16 protein-coding genes, 1 tRNA gene and 1 pseudogene are annotated in these 14,135 nt (G+C 69.9%); 11 read left to right on the forward strand and 7 right to left on the reverse strand.

The genetic code is table 11. The features are described from left to right. Nucleotides 1-53: 53 nt before the first annotated feature. From BLA60_RS32405 to BLA60_RS32425, 5 genes are all read right to left on the reverse strand, one after another. A complete protein-coding gene (locus BLA60_RS32405; RefSeq protein WP_075136839.1) occupies nucleotides 54-1,016 on the reverse strand; it encodes a lysylphosphatidylglycerol synthase domain-containing protein in 963 nt (320 codons plus the stop codon). Continuing rightward, nucleotides 1,009-1,713, reverse strand: a complete 705-nt coding sequence (locus tag BLA60_RS32410; protein ID WP_075136840.1) for a class I SAM-dependent methyltransferase — start codon at nucleotides 1,711-1,713, stop codon at nucleotides 1,009-1,011. The genes BLA60_RS32405 and BLA60_RS32410 overlap by 8 nt, the downstream gene beginning before the upstream one ends. Then, nucleotides 1,710-2,726, reverse strand: coding sequence for a glycosyltransferase family 2 protein (locus BLA60_RS32415; RefSeq protein ID WP_075136841.1), 1,017 nt, complete (start codon nucleotides 2,724-2,726; stop codon nucleotides 1,710-1,712). The genes BLA60_RS32410 and BLA60_RS32415 overlap by 4 nt, the downstream gene beginning before the upstream one ends. Beyond that, complete coding sequence (locus BLA60_RS32420; RefSeq protein ID WP_075136842.1) at nucleotides 2,723-4,462, reverse strand: hypothetical protein; 1,740 nt, start codon at nucleotides 4,460-4,462, stop codon at nucleotides 2,723-2,725. Before BLA60_RS32420 ends, BLA60_RS32415 begins: the two co-directional genes overlap by 4 nt. A gap of 90 nt (nucleotides 4,463-4,552) precedes the next feature. Next, a complete protein-coding gene (locus tag BLA60_RS32425; RefSeq protein WP_075136843.1) occupies nucleotides 4,553-4,855 on the reverse strand; it encodes a hypothetical protein in 303 nt (100 codons plus the stop codon). Nucleotides 4,856-4,928: 73 nt separating this feature from the next. On the opposite strand from BLA60_RS32425, the gene msrA reads away from it, so the two are divergent. The 6 genes and pseudogenes from msrA (at nucleotide 4,929) to BLA60_RS32450 (ending at nucleotide 7,189) form a co-directional block, all read left to right on the forward strand. After that, entirely contained in the window at nucleotides 4,929-5,603 is a 675-nt protein-coding gene (gene msrA / locus BLA60_RS32430) for a peptide-methionine (S)-S-oxide reductase MsrA (RefSeq protein WP_075136844.1), read from the forward strand. 32 nt (nucleotides 5,604-5,635) lie between these two features. Continuing rightward, complete coding sequence (locus BLA60_RS32435; RefSeq protein WP_075136845.1) at nucleotides 5,636-5,944, forward strand: prevent-host-death family protein; 309 nt, start codon at nucleotides 5,636-5,638, stop codon at nucleotides 5,942-5,944. Between the two features lie 4 nt (nucleotides 5,945-5,948). After that, entirely contained in the window at nucleotides 5,949-6,467 is a 519-nt protein-coding gene (locus BLA60_RS32440; protein ID WP_075136846.1) for a type II toxin-antitoxin system RelE family toxin, read from the forward strand. A gap of 47 nt (nucleotides 6,468-6,514) precedes the next feature. After that, nucleotides 6,515-6,616: pseudogene (locus BLA60_RS45840) on the forward strand (peptide-methionine (S)-S-oxide reductase MsrA); the annotation flags it as partial. A gap of 51 nt (nucleotides 6,617-6,667) precedes the next feature. Continuing rightward, nucleotides 6,668-6,919 (forward strand): type II toxin-antitoxin system Phd/YefM family antitoxin, encoded by a 252-nt coding sequence (locus BLA60_RS32445; RefSeq protein ID WP_075136847.1) that lies wholly within the window; start codon nucleotides 6,668-6,670, stop codon nucleotides 6,917-6,919. Between the two features lie 3 nt (nucleotides 6,920-6,922). Then, nucleotides 6,923-7,189 carry a type II toxin-antitoxin system RelE family toxin gene (locus BLA60_RS32450; RefSeq protein WP_075136848.1) on the forward strand — a complete coding sequence of 89 codons (267 nt, stop codon included), beginning with the start codon at nucleotides 6,923-6,925 and terminating at the stop codon, nucleotides 7,187-7,189. A 51-nt stretch (nucleotides 7,190-7,240) separates the two neighbouring features. Here the strand turns inward: BLA60_RS32450 and BLA60_RS32455 are convergent. Then, nucleotides 7,241-7,316, reverse strand: a tRNA-Gly gene (locus BLA60_RS32455). A gap of 193 nt (nucleotides 7,317-7,509) precedes the next feature. On the opposite strand from BLA60_RS32455, the gene BLA60_RS32460 reads away from it, so the two are divergent. The 5 genes from BLA60_RS32460 to BLA60_RS32480 all read left to right on the forward strand — a co-directional run bounded on the left by BLA60_RS32460 (nucleotide 7,510) and on the right by BLA60_RS32480 (nucleotide 13,789). Further along, nucleotides 7,510-9,015: a sigma-70 family RNA polymerase sigma factor gene (locus BLA60_RS32460; RefSeq protein WP_075136849.1), complete on the forward strand. Its 1,506-nt coding sequence runs from the start codon at nucleotides 7,510-7,512 to the stop codon at nucleotides 9,013-9,015. 75 nt (nucleotides 9,016-9,090) lie between these two features. Continuing rightward, nucleotides 9,091-9,525, forward strand: coding sequence for a DUF983 domain-containing protein (locus BLA60_RS32465; RefSeq protein ID WP_075136850.1), 435 nt, complete (start codon nucleotides 9,091-9,093; stop codon nucleotides 9,523-9,525). Between the two features lie 27 nt (nucleotides 9,526-9,552). Beyond that, nucleotides 9,553-10,419, forward strand: a complete 867-nt coding sequence (locus BLA60_RS32470; protein ID WP_075136851.1) for an Fpg/Nei family DNA glycosylase — start codon at nucleotides 9,553-9,555, stop codon at nucleotides 10,417-10,419. An 89-nt stretch (nucleotides 10,420-10,508) separates the two neighbouring features. Then, nucleotides 10,509-11,729: a GAF domain-containing sensor histidine kinase gene (locus BLA60_RS32475; protein WP_075136901.1), complete on the forward strand. Its 1,221-nt coding sequence runs from the start codon at nucleotides 10,509-10,511 to the stop codon at nucleotides 11,727-11,729. Between the two features lie 50 nt (nucleotides 11,730-11,779). Continuing rightward, a complete protein-coding gene (locus tag BLA60_RS32480) occupies nucleotides 11,780-13,789 on the forward strand; it encodes a DUF7507 domain-containing protein (RefSeq protein ID WP_154814765.1) in 2,010 nt (669 codons plus the stop codon). 14 nt (nucleotides 13,790-13,803) lie between these two features. Here the strand turns inward: BLA60_RS32480 and BLA60_RS32485 are convergent, their stop codons facing one another. Beyond that, nucleotides 13,804-14,091: a hypothetical protein gene (locus BLA60_RS32485; protein ID WP_154814766.1), complete on the reverse strand. Its 288-nt coding sequence runs from the start codon at nucleotides 14,089-14,091 to the stop codon at nucleotides 13,804-13,806. Nucleotides 14,092-14,135 lie beyond the last annotated feature (44 nt).

A 14,135-nucleotide genomic window follows, 5' to 3' on the forward strand; every position in this document is an offset into this window, starting at 1 on the left:
GGATCGGGAATTGGCGTAACCAGAGTTCGTGGAATTAGCTCGAACTGACCACTTTACTGACCCGTTGATGCGGAGTGGACACGATCTCGTTTCATCCGCACCAGCCCGTACCGTAATGCCAGCAGCATGTCCGCCACCGTGTGCGCCACCCGCAACACCAGGCTCACGGTCGTCGCGGCGGCGACACCGAGCAGGGGGGTCAGCGCCAGGATCAGCACGGCCTCGCGCGCCCCGACACCGGCGGGCGCGATGAACACCACCAGCCCGACGATCCAGCCGAGCGCGAACGCCCCCGTGCACACCAGCGCCAGCGTCACCACCGAGTCGGTGAACGGGTCGGCCAGCAGGTAGCCGCCGACGCCGTAGCCGATCCACGCCGGGAACATCCACGCCAGCGGCGCCACCAGGTCCGGCCAGCGCAGCACCGGCGGCTCGATGCCCGAGCGGCCGGCGAGCTTGCGGGCCAGCAGGTTGATCACCTTGGGGTGCAGCAGCACCAGCGCCAGCGGCAGACACACCCACGCCCAGCCGAACCGGCCGACCAGGTCCGGTTGGCTGATCAGCAGCAGCCCGCCGACCAGCACCGAGGTCACCGCGTGCACCACCAGGAACACCGATCCGGCCAGCAGCGCCATCCCGCCGGGCACGCCGTGCTCGCGGGCGAAACGCACCTGCGCGAGGAACGGCCAGATCGACCCCGGCAGGTACTTGCCGACCTGGGCGGGGAAAAAGATCTGCCGGGCCGCGCCGGAGGTGACCCGGGAGCCCAGCGCGGCGAGGCAGTGTTTCCACACCTCGGCGGTCGCCAGCAGGCCGAGCACGATCGCGGCCAGCGCCAGCGGCAGCCGCCACCAGTCGATCGCGCCGAGGGAGTCGACGACGTCGGGCAGCTGGTCGCGCAGTGCCCAGCCGGCGAGGCCGACGGCCACCACCACGAACACGATCGCCAGCAGGTCCGCCCGCCGGCTCGGTTTCGGTGGTGGGGGGAGTTCGTCGGCTCCCGCCTGGTCAGTCACGCCAGATCAGCCCGGTGGTGGTGGGGTAGGGCAGGGTCGGCGTGCCGCCCTTGAGCAGCTCGATGCGCAGGCCGGGCAGCGCCGAGATGACGTCCCAGTACCGCTTGCGCTTGATGTTGTCGAACACCACCACACCGTCGTCGGCCAGGTGGTCCATCGCCCGGCGGAACGCGTCGACGCGGGCCCGGCCGTCGACCACGATCAGGTCGAACGGGCCGCCGACCTGGTCGATGGTGGACACGTAGTCGGCGAAGTCGAGGTCGGTGTGCCCGACGCGGCCCGAGCGCACGACGGTGTCCTCGGTGGCGGCGGTCGGCGCGACGGCGTGCAGTTCCACCCCGGGGGTGTCGCCGAGCATCTCGCGGACGAACTCGACCCACTCGGTGTCGTGTTCGACGCTGTCGACCTTGCCGGCGCGCTTGGCCAGCCACACGGTGCTGGCGCCGGCGCCGTACTCGAAGATCCGCGCGCCGGGCCGGTCGGCGAGGAACGCCTCGACGCGGCGCATGGCCGGGTAGCTCCACCACGCGAGGTCCATCTTGGCCATGTCACCGGCGTCGAAGATGGAGAACAGCGTGCGCAGGTGGCGGACCTTCGGCGAGTCGCTGCGCTCCAGGCGCTCCAGCAGACCGGCCTTGTCCGCGGCCTTGCGGACGGTCTTCACCCCGGTGACGTACGCGCCCCGGATGCCACTCATTTCGCCCCCAGCGAGGTCTTCTCGGTCGGTTCCGTCAGGTCGGCCGGCTCCAGCGTTCTGGTCCGGTCGGCGATCAGGTCGGTCGCCTCGCGGCGGTTGGCCGTTCGGTGCAGCACGATCTCGGCGATCAGCCCGATGGAGATCATCTGGACGCCCAGGATGACCAGCAGGATGCCCAGCATCAGCAGCGGCCGGTCGCCGATGGCCTCGCCGCCGAAGATCTTCACGATCGTCAGGTAGGCCAGCACGAGGAAGCCGAGCATGCCCGAGGCCAGGCCCAGGCCGCCGAACAGGTGCGCGGGGCGGCGGCCGTACTTGGTGATCGTCATGACCGTGAGCAGGTCGATCGCGCCGCGCACGTAGCGTTCGAAGCCGTACTTGGACTTGCCGTGCTCGCGCGGGCGGTGGTGGACGGCCAGCTCGTGGACCTTGTACCCGGTCTGGTGGGCCAGCGCCGGGATGTAGCGGTGCAGCTCGCCGTAGAGCGGGACCCGGCGGTAGACCTCGGTGCGCGCGGCCTTGAGCCCGCAGTTGTGGTCGTTGAGCTTCAGACCGGTGATCACGCCGGTCATCATGTTGAAGAACTTGGACGGCAGACGTTTGCCGAGCGGGTCCTTGCGGTCGGCCTTGTGCCCGCTGACCAGGTCGGCGCCGTCGTCGAGTTCGGCGAGCAGGCGCGGCACCTCGGCCGGGTCGTCCTGCAGGTCGGCGTCCATGGTGACGATCCGGTCGCCGCGCGCCTCGTCGACGGCGGCGGCCAGCGCCGCGGCCTTGCCGAAGTTGCGCCGCAGCCGCAGCGCGCGCACCCGGCTGTTGGCCTGCGCCAGCTCGCACATGACGTCCCAGCTGCGGTCGACGCTGCCGTCGTCGACGAAGATCACTTCGTACTCGACCTCGGGCATCGTGGCGAACGCGGTGCCGATCTCGTCGATCAGCGTGGCCAGCGTCGCCTCTTCGTCCTTCACCGGGATCAGGACGCTGACCCCCACGGTGGGTACCTGTTCGATAGTCACTGTTCGTCTCCGGTTTCGCTGACCGTCGGCGGGAGCCAGCGCATGTCGCCGCTCTCGTAGATGATCACGATTCGTGTGTCGTCGGTGACCGGGCCGAGCACCTTGAAGCCTACGTCCGGCGGCAGACCCCAGTACCTGTTGGTGACGTCGGCGCGTGGCAGCTGGCTGACGCCGCCGCCGACGACCTTGTCGTCGCCGTCCACGACGACCGTGCACAGTACGTGGTCGGCGTTGCGGTTGGTGCCGCCGGTGGCCCAGCCGGTGATCAGGTCGGCCTCGCCCCGGTCGTCGACCGAGTTGAGCATGCCGACGCGTTCGGTCGGGCTGCGCGTTCCGGGTTGGGGCAGTTCGGTGGCCTGCGACAGGTCGATCGTGGAGCCGAGTTCCGGGCCGCCGCAGCCGAGGGAGAACGAGTCGTTGAACGGGTAGTGCTCCAGGACCCGCAGGTCGGGTTCGAGTTCGTGTTCCTTGGGCAGGACCGGGCCAAGCGCGTCGCCGTAGCCGGCGCGGATGGCGACGGCCTCCAGCGGGTGTTCCTTGATCGCGTTGCGCAGGTCGGCGGCGGTCGGCAGGCCGAGGGTGAACCCGACGACGCCGATCCCGATGACGGTGACGGCGATCTTCTGCCCGTTGCGCCGCACCCCCTTGTAGAGGACCGCGGCCAGCAGCACGAGCAGCGGGATGGCGACCATCACCGCGAGCGAGGAGTACCGGCTGGTCAGGCCGAAGTCGGCGCCGAAGTCGATGCGCGCGGTGGCGATCATGCCGCAGGCGAGGATGCCGTAGGTGCCCAGCGCCCACCAGAACCGCAGCGCCCGGTCCTGGGCGGCCTTGTTGCTCATCAGCACGACGTAGAGGACCAGCGTCAGCGCCCCGGCGACGACGGCGAAACCGGCGTTGTCGGCGGTCCACATCTTGCCGACGACGGTGAGGAAGGTGAACAGCAGCGAGCCGAGGTCGTTGGCCGGCTGCCCGCCGATCCAGGTGTTGGGCTTGAGGATGTACCAGATGCCGACGACCACGACCCCGATGCCCAGCGGGGCGATCCGGTAGGCCCAGCGTTCCTTGCGCAGCACCGCCAGCACGGCCAGCGCCGGCCACAGCGCGAACGCGGTGCCGTAGCTGGCGGTGGCCAGCAGCCCGGCACCCCACGCCGCCCACCACTTGCCCCGGCTGGCGAGGATCAGCGAGATGACGACGATGAGGTTGGCGGTCAGCCACGCGGAGCCGCTCATCGAGCGCACGAACATGTGCATGCCCTGCAGGCTGAAGATCAGCGCGGACGCGCCGACGACGAGCCCGGCCCGCACCAGCGGCGGCAGCGACCGGGGCAGCACCGACCGCAGCAGCGCGACGGTGGCGGCGGCGATGACGATGACCAGGTACCCGAGGACCCGGTTGTCGCCGTCGGCGAGCTTGGCGTCGAGCCAGTAGAGCAGCGACGGGATCATCAGCGGGTGCTCGTTCTGCGGGGTGAAGATGCCCCCGAGCTTGAACGAGCCGTCCGGGTTGGTGATCCGGATGAGGACGTACCAGTAGTCGAGCCACTGGAGCTTGCCCGCCCGGGAGACCTCGACGACCATCGCGAGCGCCGGAACCAGGGCGAGCAACTCGACCAGGCGGGCGACTCTGGTGTCGGTCAGCCGGGCGCGCCACCCGGGCGCGGTCGAGGGCTGTTCGGCCTCCTCGTCACCGCGCGGCTCGTCCGCGTCCTTCCTCAACACCGTGCTGGTCACGACAGGTTTCCCTCCGCGCGTTTCGTCTGGTCCCGCCGAACGGCGACGGTCAATACCATTCCAAAGCCGTTTTGGCGACAGACGCGCGGCCTACTTGTCCGGTTCGTTCTCTGTGTTCAACGCGTCCGCGACCGGCCGTCCGACCAGCGTCGTCTCGTCCCGGGTGCCGACGATCTGGGTCATCTCGCCCGAGGGTGCCTCCCAGGCCGCCGAGCGCGGGATGTGCACCGTTTCCCGCTGGGTGTCGCGCTGCCTGGTCGGCTGGGTCGTGTCCGCCGCCTCCCGGTCGGCCTCGGCGAGTAACGCCTCGCTACGCGCACGGTAGTCGTCGGTGCTGATCTGTCCGGACGTGAGCTGTTCGCCCAGCTCACGGAAGCGCTCCTGCCACCCCATGGGAAGTTGTTACCACGCGCCGGCGTTGTTCTCGGAGCGTGGACCGGTCACGAGGTCTCCGTAGAGTGGAGGTATGGCGTTGTTCGGGTTTGACAAGTCTTCGATGGTCGACCGGTCCCGGTCGCTTCCCGGTCGGGAGGACCGGATGCCGGTTCCCGCCGCGCACGCGGTGTTCACGGACCGTCCGATCGCCCCACCGTTCCCCGAGGGTCTGGAGACCGCGGTCTTCGGCCTGGGCTGTTTCTGGGGCGCCGAGCGCCTGTTCTGGCAGACCCCCGGCGTGTACACGACGGCGGTCGGCTACGCCGGCGGCCACACCCCCAACCCGACCTACGAGGAGGTGTGCTCGGGTCGGACCGCGCACACCGAGGTCGTCCTGGTCGTGTTCGACCCGGCCCGGATCACCTACGACGGCGTGCTGAAGGTCTTCTGGGAGGGCCACGACCCGACCCAGGGCATGCGCCAGGGCAACGACCTGGGCACCCAGTACCGCTCGGCGGCGTACTACACGTCCGAGGAGCAGCGCGCCGCGATCGAGGCCTCCCGCACGGCCTACCAGCAGGCCCTCACCCGCGACGGCCACGGCGAGATCACCACCGAGATCGCCCAGTTGCGCGACTTCTACTACGCCGAGGACTACCACCAGCAGTACCTGAGTGACGCCAAGAACCCGAACGGCTACTGCGGCCTTGGTGGGACCGGGGTCTCGTGCCCCGTGGGGTTGAGCACCACATCCGCGGACGATTGACCAATCTGTATAGGTTTCTGTACAGTTGAGGAATGGTCGTTTTGAAGGACGCCCACGAGCTCAGTGTCACGGATGCGACGAAGCGTGGTGTCGCGGGGCTTGTCGCTGATGCGGAGAGTGGCGCTGACCTTGTGGTGACCCGGCGTCAGCAACCGGTGGCGGCAGTCATCGGGGTTCGTCGGCTCACAGAGCTTGAGGAGGCCGCTGCCGACCTACGGGACTTGGCGCTGGTGCTCTCGCGAGCGGTGACCGATACCGGGCGGCGCACGTCGCTGGACGAGGTCATCGCTGCCTTCGGGCATACTCGTGAGTCGCTCGCCGCGATCGAGGACGACGAATAGGTAGATGACCGAGGTTGTCTTCACCGACGCGGCCATCGACGACCTGCGTCGCCTGGGGCGCGCTGTCGTACCCAAAGTCCTCAAGAAGGTTCTGATCCTGCTCGACGACCCGGAAGCGGGTCATCCGCTTGGCGGGCAACTCACGGGCTTTCGAAAGTTGGTTGTCGGGCGAAACCACTGGCGAATCGTCTACCGAATCACGGAAGCCGGGGCGGTTGAGGTTTGCGAGGTCTGGTGTGTCGGTGCCAGGTCTGACTCAGAGGTGTACGCGGAGGCGTCGACGAGAGTTGCGGATGCGGTCGGGCGAAACCCCGAGGTGCAACGGCTCGCGACGGTGATCGAGCAGCTCGGACGGTTGGCCGGCGATGTCGTCGTCGAAGAGGTTCCGCGTGGAGACCCGGTTCCTGACTGGCTCGCTCGGCGCCTCACCCATACGGCTGGTGTTTCGCCTGAGAAGGTTGCCTCGCTCGATCTCGAACAAGCTGTTGACCTTTGGACTGCTTTCACCAGTGGGCGCCTGTGATGCGCTCCAGTCAACCGGGCCTTCTGTGTGATCGGCTCAACCGCTGCCACCAGCAGTACCTGACTGACGCCAGGAACCCGAACGGCTACCGCGGGTTGGGTGGCACCGGCGTGAGCTGCCCCATCGGCCTGGCCACCAAGGAGTCCTGAGCCGGGCGTCGCTGGTGGCGCGACCTTCTCCACGTTTTGTACAATTTGGGTATGACTGAGTTGCCCATCAGTGAGGCGCGCGACCACCTGGGTGAGGTGGTCGCGAAGGCCGAGCACGCACACGAGCGGGTGGTCCTGACGCGGCACGGTCGTGCGGTGGCGGCCGTCGTGTCGATCGAGGACCTTCGCGCCCTGGAGGCGGCGGAGGACGCGGCCGATCTGCTGGCGGCGCGCGAGGCGCTGGCGTCCGAGGAGCGTCGCGTGCCGCACAGTGAGGTCCTCGCCGAGCTGGGTATCCGCTGATTCGTGCCGTACGCCATCGAGTGGACGGCGCCAGCTGTTCGCGAACTCCGCAAACTGGACCATCAGGCACGGCGTCGAGTCGCGCGCGCGGTGACGGCGCTCGCCCTGGATCCGCGGCCCCCGGGGTCACGGTCGTTGGTCGGTCAGCCCGCCGGCGTGATGCGACTTCGGGTTGGTGATTGCCGCGTCGTCTACCAGATCGAGGACGACCGCGTGATGGTGACGGTCGTGCGCGTCGCGCATCGCCGCGAGGTCTACCGCGACCTGTGACCTTCGAAGGACATCACGAAGGCGGGCCAGGAATCTGGCCCGCCTTCGTGATGGAGCGGACGACGGGACTCGAACCCGCGACCCTCACCTTGGCAAGGTGATGCGCTACCAGCTGCGCTACGTCCGCGTTGCTGGGAGGAGTCTATCCGACGCACCGACGGCGCCGTCTTCTGGACCGCCTGCGCGACTCCATTGAGCCGAACAGTCTAATACCTTCGTCGGTATCACTTTCCCGTTCTTAACGTTTGCCGTCCATACCAAACGTTCCTGTGGCATGTTGAGCCAATTCCCGTGGCGGCCGGGAGGAGGTGCCGGGTTCCATGACCGGCGAGGTTCCGAGAGTGTCTGGGGCGGACGATTCGGCATCGGAGGATCGTGCGCTCCTGGCCAGGCTTCGCGCAGGTGAGGACGCGGCTTTCGGGGAGTTGTTCTCCCGGCACTCGGCCGCTGTGCACCGGCTCGGGCTCGGTCTGGTCAACGACCGGGCGGAGGCCGACGATCTCACCGCCGAGGCGTTCTTCCGTGTCCTGCAAGCGATTCGACGTGGGTCGGGTCCGGTGGACAACGTCCGGGGGTACCTGCTGATCGTCGCGCGGCGGGTGGCGTGGGAGTGGAGTCTGCGGCGGCGTGACGTTCCGGTCAGCGACGAGGAACTGACCCACCGCGCGCCCTCCGACCCGGACACCACGGGCGCGTTCACCGAGCGCAACCTGATCCGGCGGGCCTTCACGAGTCTGCCGGAGCGGTGGCGGCGGGTGCTGTGGAAGATGGAGGTCGAGGGCGAGCGGCCGGCGGCCGTGGCCATCAACTTCGGGCTCAGTCCCAACGCCACCGCCGCTCTCGCGCGCCGCGCGCGGCAGGGGCTGCGGGCGGCCTACCTGCAGGCGCATCTCGCGTCCGAGCGCAGTGCCACCGGGTGCCGGTCGGTGCTGGAGAAGCTCGGCGCCTACACCGCCGGCAGCACCAGCGGCATCGAGCACCGGCGGATCCGCGCCCACCTCGCCTCCTGCGCCTCCTGTACGGCCATGTACGCCGAGCTGCGTGACGTCTGTGCCGGTCTGCGGGCGCACGCCTCCTACGTGGCCCTGCCGGTCACGGTCGCCACCGGCGCGGTCGCGGCCCAGCTGGCGACGGAGACGGCGGCGACAACGGCCGCGACGGCCGCGGGCGGGATCGGGTCGTCGGCCGGCGGGGTCGGGCTGGCGGTCAAGGGTCTGTTGGCCACGGCCAAGGCCCAGGTGGGTCTGGCGGTCGGCTCGGCGGCGGCGATCGGGGTCATCGGGCTGAGCACCGTCGGCGTCATCGGCGGCGACGGGGCCCAGACGCCGGTGGACTTCGCCGGCAAGCGGGCCGTGGAGCTGAGGATCGGCGAGACGTCCAGCGCCACCACCACGACCTCCTCGACCCTGCGTGCGGCCGAGGGTGAGCTGACCACCCACGCCAGGACGACCAGCACCCCCCGCGAGCGCACCTCCGAGCCGGGGCCGGTGACCGAGCAGCCGGTCGTGCCGACCTCCTCGCAGCCTCCGTCGCCGGACGGCGGGACGACGATCGCGGCGGCGCCGCGCAGCACGTTCGACGAGAACGCGCCGATCGTGTACCGGGCGACGACCGTGGAACGCACCACCGAGCTGGCCGGCGAGCTGACGATCGTGCGCGAGACCACCACGATCACCGAGAAGAACTCGCTGGACCAGACCCGGACGACCGTGGACACCGTGACCTACACCCAGACGCCCGCGCCGGCACCGAGCCCGAGCAGTGAGGCGCAGACGGCCAGAACGGTCGAACCTACCGCGTCACCCACGGAAACGGACGGCCCCTGACGGGTGCGCGGCACGGGTCCCGTGCGTCATCATTGACGTGATGTTCCCGACCAGGCTCGGCGCCGGGAGGCCTCAATGACGCGCATCGTGCGTGGCGCGGACGGACGTGTCTGGACCGTGCACAGCCAGCTGGAGTGGCGTACCGAGGACGACGACGACTTCGAGCACGACGTGGCCGGCGGCAACGCCTCTGCCTACGTGCTGTTGTTCCTGGTCGTCGCGCTGGGTGCGGTTCTGGTGTTCTGGTCGCCGGACGGGCTCGTGGTTCCGGTGTGGGTGGGGCTGTTGGTCCTGCTGGCGTTCCTGTTCTTCCCGACCCGCTGGGCGCTGCGGCGGCCGTGGCGGGTGGTCGCCGAGACCGGCGACGACGGCGAGGGCGACCCGACCGAGATGTGGGAGGGCAAGGTCCGTGGCGTGTTCAACGTCCGCGCCCAGATGAAGCTGATCGCCAAGAACATCGCCGTCGAGTCGCGGCCGGGGATCGAGGGCCCGCTGCAACTCGTGGCGTGATCGGCGGAATCGGGCAACACTGGCGACGTGCCTGAACTTCCCGAGGTCGAAGCGCTCGCCCAGCACCTCCGTGAGCACGGCGTGGGACGCACCGTCACCAGGGTGGACGTGGCGTCGCTGAGCGTGCTCAAGACTGTCACCCCACCGTGGACCGAACTGCACGGTCGGACGGTGACGGCCGCCGGTCGTCACGGCAAGTTCCTGGACGTGGACTGTGACGGCCTGCACCTGGTGATTCACCTGGCCAGGGCCGGCTGGCTGCGCTGGGCCGACACCATGTCCGCCGCCCCGCCCAGGCCCGGCGGCAAGGGGCCGCTGGCGCTGCGGGTGCACCTCGGCCCGCCCGGCCAGGGCCCCGGCTTCGACCTCACCGAGGCCGGCACGAAGAAGGGCCTGGCGGTGTGGATCGTGCGCGACCCGGCGCAGGTGCCGGGCATCGCCGCGCTCGGACCGGACGCGCTGGCGATGACCCGCGACGAGTTCGCCGCCGTGCTCGCCGGCCGCTCCGAGCGGCTCAAGACCGTGCTGACCACGCAGAAGATCATGTCCGGGGTCGGCAACGCCTACTCCGACGAGATCCTGCACCTGGCCAAACTCTCGCCCTACGCCACGGCCGGCAAGCTGTCCACGCAGGCCGTCGACGACCTCTACGGCGCGCTGCGCACCATCCTCACCGACGCGGTCACCCGCTCGGTCGGTCAGCACGCCGCCACCCTGAAGGGTGAGAAACGATCCGGGCTGCGGGTGCACAACCGCACCGGCATGCCGTGCCCGGTCTGCGGCGACACCGTGCGTGAGGTTTCCTTCGCCGACAAGGCGTTCCAGTACTGTCCGACCTGCCAGACGGGGGGCAAACCGCTCGCCGACCGGCGGTTGTCCCGGTTGCTCAAATAGGGGGTGGCTTGCCACCAGCCACCCGGACGGTCGAGCATTGACGGGTGACCGACCTGTTGACCGAGCGAGCGCTGGTGGGTGTGCTCGCCATGCTCGTGGTCGGCGGCTTGTTCGCGCTGCTGATCCGACGCCGCAAGTCCGAGGGTTCCGTGGACGACGCGGTGCTCGACGCCGTGCAACGCCTGTCCAAGGCCGCGCCGGCCATGCGCAGCGGGCTGACCGAGGAGGCCGCTGACCAGGCGGCGAAACACCTGGTCGAGATGCTCAAGTGCGTGGCCATCGGGATCACCGACGCCGGCGGCAACCTGCTGTCCTGGGACGGCGGTGCCAACGAGCACTACGACGACCTGACCGACGCCATCGAGGTCGCCATCCGCAACGGCCAGCGCGCGCACATCCACCACACCAACCTGACCTGTGACCACCGGGGACGCTGCCCGATGCGCACGGCGGTGATCGTGCCGCTGATCCCCGACGGGCACGTGGAGGGCACGCTGATCGTGGTCGGCGGGGTGAACTCCAAACGGCTGATCCGCGCGGCCGACGAGGTGGCGAAGTTCGTCAGCATCCAGCTGGAGCTGGCCAAGCTCGACGAGTCCAAGCAGGCGCTGGCCAAGGCCGAGGTGCGGATGCTGCGCGCGCAGATCTCCCCGCACTTCCTCTACAACGCGCTGAACTCGATCTCGTCGCTGATCCGCACCGACCCGGAGCGCGCGCGGGACCTGTTACAGGAGTTCGCCGACTTCACCCGCTACTCCTTCCGCACGTCCGGCCAGTTCACGACGCTGGCCGAGGAACTGCGCAACATCGACCGGTACCTCACGATCCAGGCCCAGCGCTACGCCGACCGGCTCAACGTCCGGATCAAGATCGCGCCCGAGGTGCTGTCGGTCGTGGTGCCGTTCCTGGTCCTGCAACCCCTGGTGGAGAACGCCGTCCAGCACGGCCTGTCGCCCAAGCCGGGCGGCGGCACGGTCACCGTGGTCGCCCAGGACAACGGCAACGAGGCGCTGATCAGCGTCGAGGACGACGGGGTCGGCATGGACGCCGACCGGCTGTTCGCCGACCTGCGGGACGCGCACAAGACCGGCTCGCACGTCGGCATCGGCAACATCAACCAGCGCATGCGGTCGGTGTTCGGCGACGAGTACGCGCTGATGGCCGAGACCGCCCCGGGCGCCGGTATGAAGGTCATCCTGCGGGTGCCCAAGTACTTCCCCGGGGTGCGCCCCGATCTTCCCAAGTTCGGTCTCAACGACGACGAGGAACAGCGGGAGTCGCCGGAGATCCCCTCCCAGGTGTTGCCCTGACGGGTGACACCGGCTGCCGGGTGGTGTGAGCGCGCTTAGCGTGCGATCACATGAGAACCCCGAGGCGGTTGCTGGCACTGGGAGTGTTGACGCTGGTCGGCCTGACCGGCCTGGTCACGACGCCGCCCGGGCAGGCACAGCCGCCGGGCGACGTGCTGGTCGACGAGACGTTCACCGGCGCGACCGCCCCGGACTTCGACGCCGTCGGCACGGCCTGTCTGAGCGGCGCCCCGGCCTCGGCGACGCCGCCGCCGGCCGGGTCGCACCCGGTCGGCGGCTGTCCGGAGGTGCCGGACGCGCCGGTGCCCCAGCCGCCGACCGACGCCGCCGACCTGGGCTACCTCCAGCTGACCGACGCCTCCCGCGACCAGGCGGGCGCGGTGCTGTCCCGGACCCCGATCCCGTCTGGCCAGGGCGTGGAGATCTCCTTCGAGCAGTGGCAGTACGGCTCGACCTCCGCGCCGCCGATCGGGGGCGCCGGCGGTGCCGACGGGATCTCGTTCTTCCTGGTCGACGGCGCGGCGGAGCTCGACGCGCCGGGCGCGTTCGGCGGCAGCCTCGGCTACGCGCAGAAGCAGCCCGACGACGTCCCGACCAACCCGTTCCTGCCGGGCGTGAACCACGGGTACCTGGGCATCGGCCTGGACGTGCTGGGCAACTACTTCGGTGACTGGGAGCGCCGGGGGGAGGGCTGTGAGACGCGCTCGCCGGCCGGCACCGCCTTCCACGTGCCGGCGCCGGGGTCGAACATGGTGACCGTGCGCGGGCCGGGCAACGGCACCATCGGCTACTGCTTCCTCACCGCCACCACCTCGAACTTCTCCACGACCGGGCCGTGGCCGAGCACCCTGCCGGGTCTGCTGCGCGGGCCGCTGGCGACGTTGCCGGCCTCGCCGACCCCGGCCACCGCCGACCAGCTGCTGGAGCCGTCCCGGCGCACGGTCACCGTCCGGATCACCCCGGCGCCGAACCCGGAGGTGACCGTGGACGTCGACTTCAACGACGGCGACGGCGCCCAGCGGGTGCTCGCCTTCGACGCGCCGACGCCCGTGCCCGACACCTACAAGCTGGGTTTCGGCGGGTCGACCGGGCTGTGGACCGACGTGCACCTGATCCGCAAGCTGCGGGTCACCTCGATCGACCCGCTGCCGGCGTTGAACCTGGTCAAGCAGGTGCGGGTGGATCCGCCGCTGCCGGCGGTGCTGGGCGTCGGCGACGAGGTGACCTACCAGTACACGGTCACCAACTCGGGCAACACGCCGTTGACCGACGTGACGGTCACCGACTCGAAGCTCTCCGACGTCACCTGCGCGGCGACCACCCTGGAACCGAACCAGACCACCGTCTGCACCGGCACCTACGTGATCACCGAGGAGGACGTGATCAACGGCGAGGTCACCAACGTGGCCGTCGCGACCGGCACCGGGCCGGACGGTCCGGTCGACTCGCCACCCTCGACGGTGACCGTGCCGATCGGCGGGGAGACCGGGCTGGCGCTGACCAAGGAGGTCGACGACGCCGGGCCCTACGAGCCGGGCGAGACGGCCAGCTACACGTACACGGTCACCAACCTGGGTGACGGGCCGGTGTCCGACGTGGAGATCCTCGACGACCGGCTGACCGACGTGGTCTGCGAGTCGACCGAGCTGACCCCGGCCGGCACTGACGGCGACAGCACCACCTGCACGGCCACCTACCTGGTCGAGGAGGGCGACGTCGAGGCCGGCACGGTGACCAACCGCGCGGTGGCGCTGGGCAACGGCGGCGCGCTGCGGTCCGACGAGGCGGAGGCGACGATCGAGGTCGTCGGCCCGACCCCGCCGACGACCACGACCACCTCGCCGACGACCACGACCACCTCGCCGACCACCACGACCACCACCTCACCGTCGACCTCGCCGAGCACCACGCACCCGACGAGCAGCTCACCGGCGCCGCGGCCCAAGCCCACGGGGCTGGCGCAGACCGGCGCGTCGGTCGGCACCCTGGCCATCGCCGGCCTGCTGCTGCTGGTCGCCGGGCTCACCACCGTGGTCACGACCAGGGCGCGGCGACGCTGAACCCCGTTGGTCCCTCAGCGGCCGGGTCGTCGCCAGGCGACCCGGCCGTCGACCAGTTCGGCGTCCAGACCCGGTGCCGGGTCCAGCTCCCAGGTGGACCCCCGGTACCGGCCGAGGTCGATCGACCCGAAGACCGAGCTGCCGGGACACGCCGTGGTCGAGGCCAACCGGCCCTCCACCCATGCCTTGGCCGATGACGCGGACGCGAACTCGGCGACGTCGAGCTGGGTCATCGACGACCCGTCACCCGTTCCCAGCCAGGCACGCCAGGTGCGCCGGCCCGAACACTCACTTCTGACCATCTGCGGACCCCCTTGTACAAACAGGAGGCGTCAGCACCGAACGG

The organism is Actinophytocola xinjiangensis, assembly GCF_001921215.1.
Lineage (GTDB): Bacteria > Actinomycetota > Actinomycetes > Mycobacteriales > Pseudonocardiaceae > Actinophytocola > Actinophytocola xinjiangensis.

Bases quoted from the DNA above. Each gene is read 5' to 3' on its own strand.
- BLA60_RS32410 (WP_075136840.1), bottom strand. From the start codon at position 1,713: ATGAGTGGCATCCGGGGCGCGTACGTCACCGGGGTGAAGACCGTCCGC.
- BLA60_RS32425 (WP_075136843.1), bottom strand. From the start codon at position 4,855: ATGGGGTGGCAGGAGCGCTTCCGTGAGCTGGGCGAACAGCTCACGTCC.
- msrA (WP_075136844.1), top strand. From the start codon at position 4,929: ATGGCGTTGTTCGGGTTTGACAAGTCTTCGATGGTCGACCGGTCCCGG.
- BLA60_RS32435 (WP_075136845.1), top strand. From the start codon at position 5,636: ATGGTCGTTTTGAAGGACGCCCACGAGCTCAGTGTCACGGATGCGACG.
- BLA60_RS32440 (WP_075136846.1), top strand. From the start codon at position 5,949: ATGACCGAGGTTGTCTTCACCGACGCGGCCATCGACGACCTGCGTCGC.
- BLA60_RS32445 (WP_075136847.1), top strand. From the start codon at position 6,668: ATGACTGAGTTGCCCATCAGTGAGGCGCGCGACCACCTGGGTGAGGTG.
- BLA60_RS32460 (WP_075136849.1), top strand. From the start codon at position 7,510: ATGACCGGCGAGGTTCCGAGAGTGTCTGGGGCGGACGATTCGGCATCG.
- BLA60_RS32465 (WP_075136850.1), top strand. From the start codon at position 9,091: ATGACGCGCATCGTGCGTGGCGCGGACGGACGTGTCTGGACCGTGCAC.
- BLA60_RS32475 (WP_075136901.1), top strand. From the start codon at position 10,509: ATGCTCGTGGTCGGCGGCTTGTTCGCGCTGCTGATCCGACGCCGCAAG.
- BLA60_RS32480 (WP_154814765.1), top strand. From the start codon at position 11,780: ATGAGAACCCCGAGGCGGTTGCTGGCACTGGGAGTGTTGACGCTGGTC.
- BLA60_RS32485 (WP_154814766.1), bottom strand. From the start codon at position 14,091: ATGGTCAGAAGTGAGTGTTCGGGCCGGCGCACCTGGCGTGCCTGGCTG.